Origin of the sequence: Neobacillus sp. PS3-12 (assembly GCF_030915385.1) — a bacterium.
Taxonomy (GTDB): domain Bacteria; phylum Bacillota; class Bacilli; order Bacillales; family Cytobacillaceae; genus JAEVLT01.
In genome coordinates this window covers 411,997-429,171 of the sequence record NZ_CP133268.1, presented here as the reverse complement: position 1 = coordinate 429,171, position 17,175 = coordinate 411,997, and the positions used below count along the sequence as shown (strand labels likewise).

Annotated in this window: 14 protein-coding genes, 3 rRNA genes and 1 pseudogene; 16 read left to right on the top strand and 2 right to left on the bottom strand. The window is 44.0% G+C overall.

Features of this window, described 5'->3' with window-relative positions; all coding sequences use genetic code 11:
• Positions 1 to 296 precede the first annotated feature (296 nt).
• From RCG17_RS02250 to rrf, 3 genes are all read left to right on the top strand, one after another.
• Positions 297 to 1,846 (top strand): 16S ribosomal RNA (locus RCG17_RS02250).
• Between the two features lie 189 nt (positions 1,847 to 2,035).
• Positions 2,036 to 4,973: ribosomal RNA gene (locus tag RCG17_RS02245) — 23S ribosomal RNA — on the top strand.
• Positions 4,974 to 5,208: 235 nt separating this feature from the next.
• Positions 5,209 to 5,325 (top strand): 5S ribosomal RNA (gene rrf, locus RCG17_RS02240).
• Together the 16S, 23S and 5S rRNA genes form the textbook arrangement of a ribosomal RNA operon.
• 56 nt (positions 5,326 to 5,381) lie before the next feature.
• Here the strand turns inward: rrf and RCG17_RS02235 are convergent.
• Both RCG17_RS02235 and RCG17_RS02230 read right to left on the bottom strand, forming a co-directional pair.
• Positions 5,382 to 5,585 carry an aldehyde dehydrogenase family protein gene (locus tag RCG17_RS02235; protein ID WP_308173658.1) on the bottom strand — a complete coding sequence of 68 codons (204 nt, stop codon included), beginning with the start codon at positions 5,583 to 5,585 and terminating at the stop codon, positions 5,382 to 5,384.
• A gap of 41 nt (positions 5,586 to 5,626) precedes the next feature.
• Positions 5,627 to 5,743, bottom strand: a pseudogene (locus tag RCG17_RS02230) (hypothetical protein); the annotation flags it as partial.
• A 460-nt stretch (positions 5,744 to 6,203) separates the two neighbouring features.
• Between RCG17_RS02230 and RCG17_RS02225 the strand changes: the two are divergent.
• The 13 genes from RCG17_RS02225 to RCG17_RS02165 all read left to right on the top strand — a co-directional run bounded on the left by RCG17_RS02225 (position 6,204) and on the right by RCG17_RS02165 (position 16,983).
• On the top strand, positions 6,204 to 7,217 hold the full coding sequence (locus RCG17_RS02225; protein ID WP_308173657.1) for an SIS domain-containing protein: 1,014 nt from the start codon (positions 6,204 to 6,206) through the stop codon (positions 7,215 to 7,217).
• Positions 7,218 to 7,294: 77 nt separating this feature from the next.
• A complete protein-coding gene (locus tag RCG17_RS02220) occupies positions 7,295 to 8,155 on the top strand; it encodes an amidohydrolase family protein (RefSeq protein ID WP_308173656.1) in 861 nt (286 codons plus the stop codon).
• A complete protein-coding gene (locus RCG17_RS02215; protein WP_308173654.1) occupies positions 8,152 to 8,583 on the top strand; it encodes a secondary thiamine-phosphate synthase enzyme YjbQ in 432 nt (143 codons plus the stop codon). Before RCG17_RS02220 ends, RCG17_RS02215 begins: the two co-directional genes overlap by 4 nt.
• A 12-nt stretch (positions 8,584 to 8,595) precedes the next feature.
• Entirely contained in the window at positions 8,596 to 9,378 is a 783-nt protein-coding gene (gene frlD, locus RCG17_RS02210; protein ID WP_308175750.1) for a fructoselysine 6-kinase, read from the top strand.
• A gap of 21 nt (positions 9,379 to 9,399) precedes the next feature.
• Complete coding sequence (locus tag RCG17_RS02205) at positions 9,400 to 10,221, top strand: sugar phosphate isomerase/epimerase family protein (protein ID WP_308173653.1); 822 nt, start codon at positions 9,400 to 9,402, stop codon at positions 10,219 to 10,221.
• A gap of 67 nt (positions 10,222 to 10,288) precedes the next feature.
• Positions 10,289 to 11,041 carry a TIM barrel protein gene (locus tag RCG17_RS02200; protein WP_308173652.1) on the top strand — a complete coding sequence of 251 codons (753 nt, stop codon included), beginning with the start codon at positions 10,289 to 10,291 and terminating at the stop codon, positions 11,039 to 11,041.
• 14 nt (positions 11,042 to 11,055) lie between these two features.
• Positions 11,056 to 11,877 (top strand): sugar phosphate isomerase/epimerase family protein, encoded by an 822-nt coding sequence (locus RCG17_RS02195; protein ID WP_308173651.1) that lies wholly within the window; start codon positions 11,056 to 11,058, stop codon positions 11,875 to 11,877.
• 4 nt (positions 11,878 to 11,881) lie between these two features.
• The gene (locus RCG17_RS02190; protein ID WP_308173650.1) at positions 11,882 to 12,760 is read left to right on the top strand and encodes a YitT family protein; all 879 of its coding nucleotides are present in this window, start codon (positions 11,882 to 11,884) and stop codon (positions 12,758 to 12,760) included.
• Positions 12,761 to 12,982: 222 nt separating this feature from the next.
• Complete coding sequence (locus RCG17_RS02185; RefSeq protein ID WP_308173649.1) at positions 12,983 to 13,789, top strand: substrate-binding periplasmic protein; 807 nt, start codon at positions 12,983 to 12,985, stop codon at positions 13,787 to 13,789.
• A gap of 17 nt (positions 13,790 to 13,806) precedes the next feature.
• The gene (locus RCG17_RS02180; RefSeq protein WP_308173648.1) at positions 13,807 to 14,481 is read left to right on the top strand and encodes an amino acid ABC transporter permease; all 675 of its coding nucleotides are present in this window, start codon (positions 13,807 to 13,809) and stop codon (positions 14,479 to 14,481) included.
• Positions 14,459 to 15,226: an amino acid ABC transporter ATP-binding protein gene (locus RCG17_RS02175; protein WP_308173647.1), complete on the top strand. Its 768-nt coding sequence runs from the start codon at positions 14,459 to 14,461 to the stop codon at positions 15,224 to 15,226. The genes RCG17_RS02180 and RCG17_RS02175 overlap by 23 nt, the downstream gene beginning before the upstream one ends.
• A gap of 66 nt (positions 15,227 to 15,292) precedes the next feature.
• Positions 15,293 to 16,126, top strand: coding sequence for a PfkB family carbohydrate kinase (locus tag RCG17_RS02170; protein ID WP_308175749.1), 834 nt, complete (start codon positions 15,293 to 15,295; stop codon positions 16,124 to 16,126).
• Between the two features lie 125 nt (positions 16,127 to 16,251).
• Positions 16,252 to 16,983: a GntR family transcriptional regulator gene (locus RCG17_RS02165; RefSeq protein ID WP_308173646.1), complete on the top strand. Its 732-nt coding sequence runs from the start codon at positions 16,252 to 16,254 to the stop codon at positions 16,981 to 16,983.
• Positions 16,984 to 17,175: the final 192 nt, after the last annotated feature.

Sequence of the window (17,175 nt, the reverse complement as noted above, 5' to 3'; positions counted from 1 at the left end):
GATATTCTTTCTATCTATATAGGCTTTTTATTTGCTGATAGAAAAATATTCCTGTTGCTAGATAATGATAATGATGTTATAGTAATAAAGCTGATTCGTTAAAAGCTTTCGAAAATATTAAAAACTAAATATTTTTCGTAGAAGTTGACGATGACGAATCGATATGATAAGATAATAAATGTCGCTAAGACAAACTTTTGTTCTTTGAAAACTAAACAAACAAAAACGTCAACAATAAACAATAGTGAAGTTATCTTCACTAGCCAACGTAACATTTATGAGCTAACTCATACTCTTTTATGGAGAGTTTGATCCTGGCTCAGGACGAACGCTGGCGGCGTGCCTAATACATGCAAGTCGAGCGAATCTTGAGGGGCTTGCCCCTCGAGATTAGCGGCGGACGGGTGAGTAACACGTGGGCAACCTGCCTGTAAGACTGGGATAACACCGGAAGTCGGCGCTAATACCGGATAATTCTTCACCTCTCATGAGGTGAAGCTGAAAGTCGGTTTCGGCTGACACTTACAGATGGGCCCGCGGCGCATTAGCTAGTTGGTGAGGTAACGGCTCACCAAGGCGACGATGCGTAGCCGACCTGAGAGGGTGATCGGCCACACTGGGACTGAGACACGGCCCAGACTCCTACGGGAGGCAGCAGTAGGGAATCTTCCGCAATGGACGAAAGTCTGACGGAGCAACGCCGCGTGAGTGATGAAGGCCTTCGGGTCGTAAAACTCTGTTGTTAGGGAAGAACAAGTATTGGAGTAACTGCCGGTACCTTGACGGTACCTAACCAGAAAGCCACGGCTAACTACGTGCCAGCAGCCGCGGTAATACGTAGGTGGCAAGCGTTGTCCGGAATTATTGGGCGTAAAGCGCGCGCAGGCGGTCCTTTAAGTCTGATGTGAAAGCCCACGGCTCAACCGTGGAGGGTCATTGGAAACTGGGGGACTTGAGTGCAGAAGAGGAAAGCGGAATTCCACGTGTAGCGGTGAAATGCGTAGAGATGTGGAGGAACACCAGTGGCGAAGGCGGCTTTCTGGTCTGTAACTGACGCTGAGGCGCGAAAGCGTGGGGAGCAAACAGGATTAGATACCCTGGTAGTCCACGCCGTAAACGATGAGTGCTAAGTGTTAGAGGGTTTCCGCCCTTTAGTGCTGCAGCTAACGCATTAAGCACTCCGCCTGGGGAGTACGGCCGCAAGGCTGAAACTCAAAGGAATTGACGGGGGCCCGCACAAGCGGTGGAGCATGTGGTTTAATTCGAAGCAACGCGAAGAACCTTACCAGGTCTTGACATCCTCTGACACTCCTAGAGATAGGACTTTCCCCTTTGCGGGGACAGAGTGACAGGTGGTGCATGGTTGTCGTCAGCTCGTGTCGTGAGATGTTGGGTTAAGTCCCGCAACGAGCGCAACCCTTGATCTTAGTTGCCAGCATTTAGTTGGGCACTCTAAGGTGACTGCCGGTGATAAACCGGAGGAAGGTGGGGATGACGTCAAATCATCATGCCCCTTATGACCTGGGCTACACACGTGCTACAATGGATGGTACAAAGGGCAGCGAAGCCGCGAGGTGGAGCCAATCCCATAAAACCATTCTCAGTTCGGATTGTAGGCTGCAACTCGCCTACATGAAGCCGGAATCGCTAGTAATCGCGGATCAGCATGCCGCGGTGAATACGTTCCCGGGCCTTGTACACACCGCCCGTCACACCACGAGAGTTTGTAACACCCGAAGTCGGTGGGGTAACCGTAAGGAGCCAGCCGCCTAAGGTGGGACAGATGATTGGGGTGAAGTCGTAACAAGGTAGCCGTATCGGAAGGTGCGGCTGGATCACCTCCTTTCTAAGGAAAATGTCCTAACGGACATCACAGATTGTTCGACGGATTTTGTTTGTTTAGTTTTGAGAGAACAATCTCTCAAAACCTTGTTCCTTGAAAACTAGATAATCGTATAAGAAGAAGTCAAGAAAGAACCGAGTAATCGCCATTTTAGTTTTCTCTCTTATTTAATTAAGAAGAAAAAACCTTTTAGGTTAAGTTAGAAAGGGCGCACGGTGGATGCCTTGGCACTAGGAGCCGATGAAGGACGGTACTAACACCGATATGCTTCGGGGAGCTGTAAGTAAGCTTTGATCCGGAGATTTCCGAATGGGGGAACCCACTGCTCGTAATGGAGCAGTATCTTTATCTGAATACATAGGATAATGAAGGCAGACCCGGGGAACTGAAACATCTAAGTACCCGGAGGAAGAGAAAGCAATTGCGATTCCCTAAGTAGCGGCGAGCGAAATGGGAACAGCCCAAACCGAAAGGCTTGCCTTTCGGGGTTGTAGGACACTCTACATGGAGTTACAAAGGAACGGGGTAAATGAAGCGATCTGGAAAGGTCCGTCATAGAAGGTAAAAACCCTGTAGTTGAAACTTCGTTCCCTCCTGAGTGGATCCTGAGTACGGCCGGACACGTGAAATCCGGTCGGAAGCTGGGAGGACCATCTCCCAAGGCTAAATACTCCCTAGTGACCGATAGTGAACCAGTACCGTGAGGGAAAGGTGAAAAGCACCCGGAAGGGGAGTGAAACAGTTCCTGAAACCGTGTGCCTACAAGTAGTCAAAGCCCTTTTATGGGTAATGGCGTGCCTTTTGTAGAATGAACCGGCGAGTTACGATCCCATGCAAGGTTAAGTTGATGAAACGGAGCCGCAGCGAAAGCGAGTCTGAATAGGGCGATTTTAGTATGTGGTCGTAGACCCGAAACCAGGTGATCTACCCATGTCCAGGGTGAAGGTAGGGTAACACCTACTGGAGGCCCGAACCGACGCACGTTGAAAAGTGCGCGGATGAGGTGTGGGTAGCGGAGAAATTCCAATCGAACTTGGAGATAGCTGGTTCTCTCCGAAATAGCTTTAGGGCTAGCCTCACGTTGTAAGAGTCTTGGAGGTAGAGCACTGTTTGGACTAGGGGCCCTCATCGGGTTACCGAATTCAGACAAACTCCGAATGCCAAAGACTTATCCGTGGGAGTCAGACTGCGAGTGATAAGATCCGTAGTCAAAAGGGAAACAGCCCAGACCACCAGCTAAGGTCCCAAAGTATACGTTAAGTGGAAAAGGATGTGGAGTTGCTTAGACAACCAGGATGTTGGCTTAGAAGCAGCCACCATTTAAAGAGTGCGTAATAGCTCACTGGTCGAGTGACTCTGCGCCGAAAATGTACCGGGGCTAAACGTATCACCGAAGCTGTGGGTGGACACCATTAGGTGTCCGCGGTAGGAGAGCGTTCTAAGGGCGTTGAAGCTAGACCGTAAGGACTGGTGGAGCGCTTAGAAGTGAGAATGCCGGTATGAGTAGCGAAAGATGAGTGAGAATCTCATCCACCGAATGCCTAAGGTTTCCTGAGGAAGGCTCGTCCGCTCAGGGTTAGTCGGGACCTAAGCCGAGGCCGAAAGGCGTAGGCGATGGATAACAGGTTGATATTCCTGTACCACCTCTTTATCGTTTGAGCAACGGGGGGACGCAGGAGGATAGGGTAAGCGCACTGCTGGATATGTGCGTGTAAGCAGTTAGGCTGGTGAATAGGAAAATCCGTTCACCGCAAAGGCTGAGCTGTGATGCCGAGGGAAATAGAGTACCGAAGTTCCTGATTCCACACTGCCAAGAAAAGCCTCTAGCAAGATAAAAGGTGCCCGTACCGCAAACCGACACAGGTAGGCGAGGAGAGAATCCTAAGGTGAGCGAGAGAACTCTCGTTAAGGAACTCGGCAAAATGACCCCGTAACTTCGGGAGAAGGGGTGCTCTTTGGGGTTAATCGCCCTGAAGAGCCGCAGTGAATAGGTCCAGGCGACTGTTTAGCAAAAACACAGGTCTCTGCGAAGCCGCAAGGCGAAGTATAGGGGCTGACGCCTGCCCGGTGCTGGAAGGTTAAGAGGAGGGGTTAGCTAAAAGCGAAGCTCTGAATCGAAGCCCCAGTAAACGGCGGCCGTAACTATAACGGTCCTAAGGTAGCGAAATTCCTTGTCGGGTAAGTTCCGACCCGCACGAAAGGCGTAACGATCTGGACACTGTCTCAACGAGAGACTCGGTGAAATTATAGTACCTGTGAAGATGCAGGTTACCCGCGACAGGACGGAAAGACCCCATGGAGCTTTACTGTAGCCTGATATTGAATTTTGGTACAGCTTGTACAGGATAGGTAGGAGCCTTTGATACGTGAGCGCCAGCTTACGTGGAGGCGTTGGTGGGATACTACCCTGGCTGTATTGAAATTCTAACCCGCACCCCTCATCGGGGTGGGAGACAGTGTCAGGTGGGCAGTTTGACTGGGGCGGTCGCCTCCTAAAGAGTAACGGAGGCGCCCAAAGGTTCCCTCAGAATGGTTGGAAATCATTCGCAGAGTGTAAAGGCACAAGGGAGCTTGACTGCGAGACCTACAAGTCGAGCAGGGACGAAAGTCGGGCTTAGTGATCCGGTGGTTCCGCATGGAAGGGCCATCGCTCAACGGATAAAAGCTACCCTGGGGATAACAGGCTTATCTCCCCCAAGAGTCCACATCGACGGGGAGGTTTGGCACCTCGATGTCGGCTCATCGCATCCTGGGGCTGTAGTCGGTCCCAAGGGTTGGGCTGTTCGCCCATTAAAGCGGTACGCGAGCTGGGTTCAGAACGTCGTGAGACAGTTCGGTCCCTATCCGTCGTGGGCGCAGGAAATTTGAGAGGAGCTGTCCTTAGTACGAGAGGACCGGGATGGACGCACCGCTGGTGTACCAGTTGTCTTGCCAAAGGCATCGCTGGGTAGCTATGTGCGGACGGGATAAGTGCTGAAAGCATCTAAGCATGAAGCCCCCCTCGAGATGAGATTTCCCATAGCGTCAAGCTAGTAAGATCCCTGAAAGATGATCAGGTTGATAGGTCAGAGGTGGAAGCGCGGTGACGTGTGGAGCTGACTGATACTAATCGAATCGAGGACTTAACCAAAATCGAAAAGCGGAAGCGGCCGGTTAGCAACGTATGGCCTGGAGGGCTTTGACTGAGATAAAGGAAACACGATGAGCGATAGCGAATCGATGTTGACTTATCGTAGGGAAAAGACTGAAGGACACTAGTTGCTGGACGCTGGAGCTAGACAATTATCTAAGTAAAATAGCGAACTCGTTCTTTACACTTCTTTTTGATTATCTAGTTTTGAGGGAATGAACCTCAAATTTTATAGTCTGGCAATTATGGCAAGAAGGTCACACCCGTTCCCATACCGAACACGGAAGTTAAGCTTCTTTGCGCCGATGGTAGTTGGGACGCAAGTCCCTGTGAGAGTAGGACGTTGCCAGGCAAACGAAAGACAATCCGATATGGGTTGTCTTTTTTTCTACTCTATCTTTTTTACTTTTACATTGGAGGCTTCTTGATGACCGATAAGTAATATATGAGTTTAGTGTAATTTGTCGCATAATCCACTTCACTGAGCGATTCATTTAGCGACATGCCATTTTCCAATGTCATGATTTCAGCGATTTCTGCTTTATGTTCTTGAATAATTAGAGACCAGTTTCTTATTAGCCTGAAGCGTTCATGGACGCTGACCTCTGCCATTTTTAAAGCTGTTTATGTCCAACTTTTATGGTTTGCTTGATTACTACTTGATCTACATATTCTTCTTCCGTCATCCCGGCTGGTTTATGGTACATGTAAAGAAATGGTGCTTGATAGATTTCCGTAGCAAACGGTCCAAATCTAAATTTGTACTCTTTGCAAAGTTTAGATCGAAATCACCGCGTGATCTGCATGACGGTGGAAAATCGACAGGTTGTCGAAAAATAAATAGTATTCTATTTATTGAAAAAATTAAATACACATGATAAGATCAATTTAACGGTTTGGTATATACCAACAGAGCGGCAAGCTCCTTGGTATATACCGTAATTTTTAGCCGTGTTGGTATATACCAGAAACGTGTTGATTGAAGCTGGAGGCACGAACACAAAATTCAGGTGCTTGTGACCATGAGTGCAAAAAAAGTGTTCGATGGTAACAAGAATAGGGAGTTTCATACCATCAATGCTTAAAAGCGGTATAAAGGCAAAAACCAATGATAAAAACCATCCCAGACATCCGCAAAAAGCGAAGCGTTTGATGCTCCAATCAACCACAACAGTTTATTCTTTCTGGTATATACCAAGAAATATACTATCACATAGGGAGTGACAAGTTTTGTTGAATTTTAGTGAGGAAAAATACTTAAAAGTTACGAATGGTGCAGTTGGATTAAGAAGTCAGATTGAACAGGATATCGATGAAGTTTCGGGGAAACAATTCAAAAATATTTTCCTTCTTGGTTCTGGCGGTTCCATTGCCATTATGTATCCGTTTGAATATATGCTTAATTCCGTATCAACGATCCCAGCCTATGCGGAAATCGCATCAGAATTTATGCTCCAAAATCACAAGCAATTTGGCAAAGATTCGCTTGTGATTTTGTCCTCTTTATCCGGAACAACAACCGAAACGGTTGCTGCCGCTAAATATTGCAAAAAAAGAGGAGCAACAACGATTGGTTTAGTAGGTGAACTGGGAACTCCATTAGCTAATCTCGTCGATTATCCAATTGCAAACTATGCCGAGAATGATTTTTCGGCAGATTCTATTAATCTTCAAATGTATATCATTGTTTTCAGGCTGATCCATAACCACGGTGAGTTCTCAGACTACGAAACATTCATTTCACAATTGGAAGGAATCCCAACTGAGTTAATGAATGTGAAAAAAGCTACTGAAAAGAAGGCAGAAGAGTTCGCGAATACGTACAAAGATGAAACATACCACATGCTTGTCGGCTCTGGTACTTCCTGGGGAAGAACATATGCCTATTCGATGTGTGTGTTGGAGGAAATGCAATGGGTACGGACAAAGGCCATTCATGCTGCTGAGTTTTTCCACGGCACGATTGAGTTGGTAGATGAAGATATGAGTATGATTCTCTTAAAATCTGAGGATGAAACTCGCCCATTGATGGATCGTGTGGAGAATTTTGCAAACGACTATACGAAAAAGTTAACCATTTTTGATACGAAAGATTATCTTCTTAATGGAATCAACCAGGAATTCAGAAAATACTTGGCTCCGCTCGTACTGGCAACAGCATTGCAGCGTGTGAGTATCCATTTGGAAGACAAACGCGGACATTCATTGGATAAAAGAAGATATTACAGAACTGTGGCTTATTAAACATTTATTTATGCTTGAGGAGTGTCCCCGATTGCGTACTCCTCAAGCCTATTTTAAAAAACAGGGAGTGAATAAATGTGATCGATATTCATCAGCACCCGCTCCATATAAAAGAAGTGGTAGACCAAGATCCGGCTCTTGAGAAAGCCGTAAAGAATGTGTATGGCGTTTACAGCTCACCGCACTCGCTTGAATCCCATTTCTCTCAAATGGATGCAGCTGGAATTGAGAAGGCCGTCATTATGCCCATTGATTGTACAACAGCCCAAGGCTGCAAGCTGGTTACAAACGAACAAATTTCCTGGTTAATGGAAAAAAGCTCCCGATTTATTGGTTTTGCCTCAGTAGACCCAAGGAGCCCAGATGCTTTGGTTGAGCTTGAAAAAGCCGTTAAGGAGTTTGGACTGCAAGGGTTGAAATTGGATCCTTCCTTACAGCAATTCGACATCACCAACAAAGACTACTGCTATCCTATCTATCAGCTTTGCTCGGAACTGGATATACCGATATTTTTTCACTGTGGAATGAGCTGGTCGCCGATTGGTCAGGCGGCATTGGCACACCCGCTGATGCTTGAAAAAGTCATTCAAGATTTCCCGAAACTAAAAGTCATCATTTCCCAATTTGCCTGGCCGTGGGTTTATGAAGCCTTTATGCTCGGGATTAAATACAAAAATGTCTACTTCGATACATCGATTCTTTTCAGTGGTTCACCGTCTGATTCAGTGCATCAAGTGCTAGATGGGCAGATTGGACTAAAAAACCTTGAGCGAAGTCTTTCCGAACAGATCGTATTTGGGTCCAACACACCGAGGGTTGATCCAAAAAGACTTGTCTGGGCCATTCAGGATTTACATTTAAAGCCAGCGCTTGAATCGAACATTTTTCATGCAAATGCCGCAAACTTGCTGAAGCTGGATCGGAGGAACGATGGATGAAATCAGTAGTAAAAACATTTAGCCTTCAGACCAAACAAGATTTAGAAATCATTAACATTACTGAGATTGTAAAAGAAGCGGTTGCTTCTGCTGGTTTAACAATTGGGACTGTTCATATCATGACCAAGCATACAACGAGCGGCATCACCGTGAATGAAGGCCTTCCGGATATTGAGAAAGATCTCTTAGAGATGCTGGAGCGATTGGCCCCGAGAAAGCATGATTATCATCATGCACGGTTTCTTCATTCTGATGGGCAAATGGCCGTTAACGGGTATTCCCACTTAAGATCGGCTCTGCTTGGGAAAGATACTTTTTTTCCGCTCCATGATGGAAAAATGGTGATGGGATCAAGGCAAACAATCTATTTCGTAGAATTGGATGGCCCCCTTCACCGCGAATTTGTTGTCCATGTTCTTGGAGAATGAGGGGTGAAGAAGATGCGCGTGGTAACTGTTGGTGATAATTGCATTGATGATTATGAAGAACTGGGTATCACCTGTCCAACCGGAAATTCGGTTGATGTTGCGATTCATTTAAGCAGATTGGGCGTGCCTGTTTCGCTTGTTAGTATGACTGGGGATGATGAACATGGGGAACAGATGCTTACTTTATTGAAAAAGCATGACATCGACTTATCTTTTTTTTATCAAAAAAAAGGCAGTACGGCGATCACAAAGATGGCCCTAAAAGGCAACGAGAGAGTCCATGTAAAGTATTTTGAAGGAGTGCTTAAGGACTTGACGCTAGGTGAAGAGGATATCGAGTTTATCACCGAACATGATCTCGTTCATACATCCTTTTGGGGGAAAGTAAATGACCAGGTTCCGATTTTTAAAAAGGCGGGAGTTCCGGTTGTCTACGATTTTTCCGTAAAGCTTGAAAATGAAGAGATCAAGTCGATTCTGCCAAACGTCGATTACGCTTTTTTCTCCTATCACCAGAGGGACTCTTATATTGAAGAATATACGAAATGGGCGAAAGAACATGGACCAAAGGTTGTCATCGTTACTTTGGGCGAAGAAGGAAGCATCGCTTATGATGGTGAGCATTTCTATCAGCAGGGAATTGTGAGCGTTCCCGTTGTGAATACGGTGGGTGCCGGAGATTCCTTTATTGCCGGATATATCTATGGAATGGTGAACCAGAAAACCATTCAGGAATGTTTGGCATTGGGTGCAAAGGTTGCTTCAGAGGTTGTACAGGTATTTGCTCCTTATTAATTCAAAGGAAGAGGTGAAGAAATGAATAAAGTTCATCGGTCACAGCTTGCAGGTATGAATGAACATTTCCGGCGTTACTCTCTGGATTTCTTTTTGGATTCCATGGTGAAGCTAGGCATTGAAAATATTGAACTATGGGCAGCATCTCCCCATTTGTATATCGAAGATGTCACCTACGCTGAGGTCGGGCGGATTAGGAAAGAAATCGAGCGGCGGCAACTACAGCTCATCTGTGTGACGCCGGAACAGTGCATTTATCCAGTCAATATTGCGGCCAAGGAGCCAAACGTCAGGGAAAGAAGTATCCATTATTTTTTAAAAAGCATTGAAGTCACCTCCGAGCTTGGTGCGAACATGCTGCAAATGGTACCGGGGAAAGGATATTTCGATGAGCCGGTGGAAAAAGCCTGGAAGCGGTCAAGGGAATCACTGGAGACGATCGCAAAGAAGGCTGAATCCTTGGATATTACCGTTGTTCTTGAAGCCTTGGAATTAAAAGTGTCCAATCTGATCACAAATGTGTCTGAATTAAAAAGAATGCTGAACGAAGTGGGCTCTTCCCATTTACAAGCGGTCATTGATATATGTCCTATGGCGGCAGCCGGAGAAACCTTTGCCGACTGTTTTCGGGAATTGGGCAAGGATTTGAGGCATATTCATTTCGTGGATTCCAGTCATCTCGCCCCTGGAGACGGAACATTACCTTTGTCACAGTATTTAGAGGAAATTGGCCGGCACAATTACAACGGTTATCTGACATTGGAAATCGTCAGGAGCAGGTATATTAGCGATCCGGTCAAACCACTGGAGAATGCACTTTTGTGTTTGGGGGTGAGCGTTTGAAAAATGTAAACCTTGCTGGGATGAACCTGCACTATTTGAACTATTCACTTGAGTATTTTTTGATACGATGGTGAAATATGAGATACCCAATATTGAGCTGTGGGGCGGATTTCCTCACCTGTATTCGGAGGATATTTCGCTTTCTGATGCAGCGAGGATCAGAAAGGAAATCGAAAGCCGCTGCCTTAACCTTGCCTGTTATACCCCGGAGCAGCTTATGTACGCTAATAATATTGCCGCAAAAGAGCCTGAAATTCAAAAACGAAGTATGGATTACTATTTGAAAAATATTGAAATAACGGCCGAATTGGGTACAAATCTGATGCTGATGACGTCCGGATGGGGTTATTATCATGAGCCGATTGAAGAAGCATGGAGCCGTTCCCGTGAGGCGCTTGCAATCCTGGCCCATATGGCCGAAAAGTCAGGGGTTACGTTATTACTGGAACCGCTCCAGCCATTTGAATCCAATTTGATCACCAATGTTCAAACCCTGAAGAGAATGCTCCAGGAAATTAACATGGACAGCCTTAAAGGAATGATGGATATTGTCGCCATGGCTGTGGCCGGTGATACAGTGAAAGATTACTTTGAAGCCCTCGGGACTGACTTGCTTCACATCCATGTGATTGACGGGACACCATCAGGGCATCTCGCTGTTGGTGACGGAAACTTGCCAATTGATCAATATTTGAAAGAAATCGTCGACTTCCAATACCATGGATATTTATCAATGGAATTGGCTGCTTCCAATTATTACCCAGAACCGGATAAGGCCTTTTTAAGGTCGTTGGAAAATATCCGCAAAATGCTCTATTAAATCGGGAGGATTACATGAGAAAGATTCAGATGTCACAAATTTCGCCTATGAATATTTACTATGCTTTATATCCACTGGAGTATTTTCTTGATAGTTTAGTGAAGTATGATATTCATGCAGTGGAACTGTGGGGCGGATCTCCGCACGTTCCGATCGAAGACGCAACCTTTGCTTCAGTCTGTCGGATTCGCGATGAAATAGTACGGAGAGATTTAAACATTGCCTGCTTTACGCCGGAAACCTGCAAATATCCCATCAATATCGCCGCGGAAGAACCTTCTCTTCGGGATAGAAGTATAAAATATCTGCTGAAAAGCCTGGATATTGCCAGTGAATTAGGTGCGAACTTGATGCAGATCGTTCCAGGAACGGGGTATTTTAACAAAAAGCCCGATGAGGCGTGGAAGCGCTCAAGAGAGTCGCTTCAAATCATTATTGAGAAGGCGGATGTACTGGGGATTGATTTAACGCTTGAGCCGCTTCTGAAAAGGGAATCCAATCTTATTTTTAACAAAGATTTGGCTAAAAAAATGTTGAATGAGATCCATTCTCCTCGTTTAGGCTGCAATGTGGATACGGTTCCGATGGCCGAAGCAGGTGACAGCCTCGTAGATTATTTTACAGAACTGAAGGTGAACCATATTCACCTTTGCGATGGTCCCAATCATGTGGCGTGGGGTGATGGAACATTACCATTACATCAATATGTTAATGAGCTCGAACAGTTTGAATACCAAGGGTATCTGGGTCTTGAGATTTATAACTCGACATACTATCTTGATCCCGATCAGGCATTAGAACAGACTCTCAACCATATTAGGGCTGCCATCGGTTAATATTATGGAAAAAGGATACTCTTTACATCTCCATCGAAATTTGAATCTAGGCCGAAAGTTTCGAATCGCTTATGAAATAGCTGGACTAACATTGGGATGCTTTTTATTTGCCTTTGGCACGAATCAATTTTTAGCCCCAGCATCGCTGCTAGCTGGGGGACTTGGCGGGATATGTGTGATTTTTTATCATGTGTTCGGCTGGCCAATGGGAATCCAGTATTTTCTTTACAATATTCCGTTGTTAGTCCTTGGGTATATTCATATTGGAAAGAAGTTCATTTTTTATACGATTTTTTCCGTCGTTATTTCATCTTTTTTCTTCGATTGGCTTCCTGTTTATGCAGCATGGACAAAGGATATTTTGCTCTGTGCCATTTTTGGAGCGATGATCTCCGGAATCGGAGCCGCTTTGATTCTCAGATTGGGAGGTTCAGTGGGCGGGCTGGATATTCTCTCCCGTGTTGTAGCAAAGTATTATAATATTTCGATTGGCAGATTTGGTCTTATTTTCAGTGCCAGCATTGTTGTCGTCTCAGCATACCTCTTTGATTTTCAATCGGCCATGTATACAATTCTATCATTTTTTGTTGGGACCCAAACTTATGACACGATCTTAAATATTGCCCAAAGAAACACGGTGATGATCATTACGAATCACGGAGAGGATGTTTCTGCCGAATTGAATCAAACACTCCATAGGGGGGTGACATCATGGAACGCAATGGGTGTCTACAGTCATACGGACAGAACGGTGTTACTTTGCGTGATTATGAATGGCGAATGGGCGGAATTGCTGCGTGTGGTGAAAGGAATAGACCCTGACGCATTTGTGATCGCTTTGCCTACGCAGAAAATCTTTGGAAACTTTCATGCAGATTGGTAGATTATCTAACATAAAATTTTTATTTTTGGTATATACCAGCAAGACATTATATGATATTATAAAAATATAAAAATTCTAAAAATTCCAATAAAGCTTATATGGAAAGGTGGTTATTGTAAGAAAAGAGAATGAATGGACTGCCATTATATTCTGGTAAAAAATATGAAAACGCTTACCCATGATCCAACTATCTTACAAAAAACCAAAATGGAGGAAAGTAAAATGAAAAAAGGTCTTTTAATTGGTTTGATTTGTACGTTTTTAGTCGCTTTAACTGCTTGTGGTCAGTCCAACAAAACAGCATCCGGCACCGGTGATGCTTCCAAAGGGACTGAAACCATTCGCGTCGTCACGACAGCAGGGGGTGCTCCTTTTGGGATCGTCAATCCTCAAACGAACAAATACGAGGGCTTTATGTATGACATTATCAATGATTTGGCAAAAAGGGCAAATCTGAAAGTCGACATGCAGACAGCCGAGTGGGATGCTCTTATTCCTTCGCTTCAATCAGGAAAAGCGGATGTGATTGTGGATGGTATGTATATCACGCCAGAAAGACAAAAGGTAATTAACTTTACCGATCCTGTCTTCGGTTATGGTGAAGGCTTAATTGTTCAGCCGGGAGATAAGACGACAAAATCTCTAGAGGATTTAAAGGGAAAAACCGTTGGGGTTCAAATCGGAACATCCTATAAGGATATGCTTGATCAAAAAAACAAATCACTTAATTTAAACATCAAAACCTATCAAACAACTGCAGACCTATTAAAAGATATTGAAAACAAGCGTTTAGATGCGGCGATTGCTGATTCACCTACTTTCACTTATTTAAAAAGCAAGAATCCTGGTGCCAACTTCCGTGTTGTCGATGACTATGTTCCTTCCCTTGCCGGCAAGATTGGAATTGGGGTTGCCAAGAAAAATACAGCTATAGTAGAAAAGTTGAACAAAGCGATCGCAGCTGCGAAAAAGGATGGAACGATTAAAAAGATTTATAAAAAATGGGGAGTAGATTGGAATTTCAAGTGATTGAAGGAGGATTTAGAATGAATACGATTTGGAAAAGTATTATCGAGTTTACTCCCAACTTACTCCAAGGGACAGTTATTACGATCGAACTAACCATCATCTCTCTTATTCTATCATTAGTCATTGGTTTAGCCGTGGCTTTAGGCAGGTTATCAAAAAATAAGGCTATCAATAAGGTATGTAATATCTATATTAGTTTGGTTAGAGGAACCCCATTATTGGTTCAAATGATGTATGTTTACTTTGTCTTTCCTTCCTTTGGCGTTACACTTACAGCTTTTCAGGCAGCGATTATTGCCCTTTCTTTTAACGAGGGCGGTTATTTGGCAGAAACCTTCCGCGCTGGAATCCAAGCTGTACCAAAGGGTCAGATGGAAGCGGCGAAGGCTGTTGGAATGGACTACTCACTGGCGATGAGGCGGATCATACTTCCGCAAGCATTTAGCAATGTTCTGCCAGCCATCGGGAATTCGGCGATCATCTTAATCAAAAACTCATCGTTGGCTGCTGTCATTACAGTAGCTGAGGTCATGCATCAAGGGAATTTGCTGGCTGCATCTACCTATCAGAATTTACTGATCTTTACGATGGTAGCGATTATTTACTGGATTTTGCATTATCCACTTGCAATCCTGGTGGATTATTTGGAAAAGCGGGGTGGTAAACGGAATGCTACAGCTAGCCAACATTAAAAAATCCTTCTCTGGGAAGGAGGTCATTAAAGGAGTAGATTTATCCGTTAAAAAGGGCGAAGTGGTCGTGATTATCGGTCCGAGCGGCAGCGGAAAAAGCACCCTTTTAAGAATGATCAATGCCCTGGAGTATCCAACAGGCGGAGATATTTGCTTGGAAGGCAAATCGGTTTTATTTAAAGAACACAATGGAAAAAAACAACCGTATTCTGAAAAAGAACTAAGTAAATTCCGGACTGAAATTGGCATGGTTTTTCAAGGGTTTCATTTGTTCGCCCATAAAACCGTTCTTGAAAATATCATTGAAGGACCTATTCATGTTAGGAAAATAAAAAAAGAAACAGCGATTCAAGAGGCAAAGGTCCTGTTGGAAAAAGTAGGATTACTAGATAAAATCAACGTCTATCCACACTCTCTTTCAGGAGGGCAGCAGCAGCGGATCGCGATTGCTAGAGCCTTGGCTATGAAACCAAAGATGCTTCTTTTTGATGAACCGACTTCTGCTTTGGATCCAGAGCTTGTAGGTGAAGTCCTCGTCGTTATGAAAAACCTTGCGCTTGAGGGAATGACGATGGTTGTTGTTACACATGAAATGGGATTCGCCCGTGAGGTAGGGGATCGAATCATTTTCATTGATCAGGGAGTAATTGTTCAGGATGCCACGCCGCAACAATTTTTCCATACGAGCAATAAAAATGAACGAGTCAATAAGTTCTTAAACACGCTATCAAGAAATGCCGTGTAATGAGATGTATTTAACCCCCTTCATTTTGAAGGGGGTTAAATTTAAAAACTAATGTGGGGGTATATGATGAAGTTAATTGGTGTTGGCGATAATGTTGTCGATTTCTATAAAGATCGCGGGGAAATTTTTCCCGGAGGAAACGCATTAAATGTAGCTGTTTTTTCGAAACGAAATGGAGTGGAAAGAAGTTCATACATGGGAATTATTGGCGATGATGAGGCGGGTGACTTGGTTTTAAACAGTTTGGAAGCAGAAAACATCGATATTTCAAGGATTAGAAGGGCATATGGACCAAATTGGGAATCAGTGGTCACCCTAAATGAAGAAGGTGACCGTGTCTTTGTCGGCTCGAATAAAGGAGGAGTCCAATCTCAGTTTAAGTTAAACTTTACTGAAGATGATTTGCTCTTCATTGCCACCCATGACTTAATGCATACGAGCGTTTATAGCCGAATTGAAAAGGAATTGCCAGTATTGTCAGAAAGGGTTCCGATTTCCTTCGATTTCTCTTCACGCCGTGATGAAGAGTATATCCGAACGGTTTGCCCGTATCTTCAATATGCGTTTTTTTCTGGAAGCGACCTTTCTAAGTCAGAATGCATCGATTTCATGCATTATATTGGTAATCTTGGAACTCCATTTGTCGGTATGACAAGAGGGGGAGACGGGGCATTATTTTTGGCCAATGGAAAGGTATTTGAGCAATCAATCCATGAAGCAAATGTGATTGACACGCTAGGGGCGGGAGATTCGTTTATTGCGATGTTTTTAACTCAATTTCATCAATATCATAATATTCGGGAAGCGATGAGGCTGGCTGCAGAAACGGCAGCGAAGGTATGTGAATATTATGGTGCTTTTGGATATGGATTGAAAAAAGATGAATCTGTAATGCTATGAGGAATCTAATGTTTTGAATGAAGAGTACTTTTTAAGTGATGTTAAATTTGAGTAAAAATATGGGCGGATTGTTAGAAAATGAGATATCCTTATAAAAAGGATACTAGATGTTAGGAGCTTTTATTATGAAAGAAGTAGAAGAGGAAACCCCATATTATATGCAAATCAAAGATAAGATTATTGAAGATATAAATAATGGTACATTAAAGCATGGGGATAAACTTCCTTCCGAACGGGAATTGGCTGAGTTTTTTAAAATCAGCAGAATGACAGCAAGGCATGCCATTTCTGTCTTGGAAAAGGAAGGGTTTGTTGAGCGCAAGGAAAGGGTTGGCACATTTGTTACCAACCAAAGGATTCGATATAACTTTATTTCGGTTAACAGTTTTACAAAAGGTATGTTGGATAAAGGGCTGACTCCCACTACGAAAACAATTGACATGAAGAGAGACCGGGCTAATGACTTTATGGCAAAAACGTTGGAGATTTCATCTGGCGAAGAAATATTTTATTTAAAGAGACTTCGAATTGTTGATGGAATTTCGGTTGCCATCGAACTGAGTATCCTCCCTTATAAGTATTGTTTAGGAATCGAAAACCATATGGGGGATAATATTTCATTGTATCAAGTATTAAAAGATCTATATGATATAAAACTAGTCAAACAAAAGCAGCGAATGAGAATTTCTTTTTCTGACCAGAGGGAAAGTCAATTGCTCAATATAAAAGGTGAAAGCCCTTGTCTATTAATCGAAGGTACAACACATGATCCTTCAGGTAGAATTATTGAGTATACGAAAGGATTATCGAGAGGGGACCTTGTTGAATTTTACTCGGAACCGACAAATTACTCGTAACTTCTCCGATATTTCTTTTACAATTTTTATGAACCCTCCATTGTGATGAAGAGTTTGATCAAATGTTTAGTGGAGCGCTTAGAAGTGCGAATGCCGGTATGAGTAACGAAAGATGTGTGAGAATCTCATCCACCGAATGCCTAAGGTTTCCTGAGAAAGGCTCGTCCGCTAAGGGTTAGCCTTTGTTTTGGT

What these genes read in the sequence shown, in the direction of transcription:
- RCG17_RS02235 (WP_308173658.1), bottom strand. Translation starts at nt 5,585, where the DNA reads ATGGCAGAGGTCAGCGTCCATGAACGCTTCAGGCTAATAAGAAACTGG.
- RCG17_RS02215 (WP_308173654.1), top strand. Translation starts at nt 8,152, where the DNA reads ATGAAATCAGTAGTAAAAACATTTAGCCTTCAGACCAAACAAGATTTA.
- frlD (WP_308175750.1), top strand. Translation starts at nt 8,596, where the DNA reads ATGCGCGTGGTAACTGTTGGTGATAATTGCATTGATGATTATGAAGAA.
- RCG17_RS02205 (WP_308173653.1), top strand. Translation starts at nt 9,400, where the DNA reads ATGAATAAAGTTCATCGGTCACAGCTTGCAGGTATGAATGAACATTTC.
- RCG17_RS02200 (WP_308173652.1), top strand. Translation starts at nt 10,289, where the DNA reads ATGGTGAAATATGAGATACCCAATATTGAGCTGTGGGGCGGATTTCCT.
- RCG17_RS02195 (WP_308173651.1), top strand. Translation starts at nt 11,056, where the DNA reads ATGAGAAAGATTCAGATGTCACAAATTTCGCCTATGAATATTTACTAT.
- RCG17_RS02190 (WP_308173650.1), top strand. Translation starts at nt 11,882, where the DNA reads ATGGAAAAAGGATACTCTTTACATCTCCATCGAAATTTGAATCTAGGC.
- RCG17_RS02185 (WP_308173649.1), top strand. Translation starts at nt 12,983, where the DNA reads ATGAAAAAAGGTCTTTTAATTGGTTTGATTTGTACGTTTTTAGTCGCT.
- RCG17_RS02180 (WP_308173648.1), top strand. Translation starts at nt 13,807, where the DNA reads ATGAATACGATTTGGAAAAGTATTATCGAGTTTACTCCCAACTTACTC.
- RCG17_RS02175 (WP_308173647.1), top strand. Translation starts at nt 14,459, where the DNA reads ATGCTACAGCTAGCCAACATTAAAAAATCCTTCTCTGGGAAGGAGGTC.
- RCG17_RS02170 (WP_308175749.1), top strand. Translation starts at nt 15,293, where the DNA reads ATGAAGTTAATTGGTGTTGGCGATAATGTTGTCGATTTCTATAAAGAT.
- RCG17_RS02165 (WP_308173646.1), top strand. Translation starts at nt 16,252, where the DNA reads ATGAAAGAAGTAGAAGAGGAAACCCCATATTATATGCAAATCAAAGAT.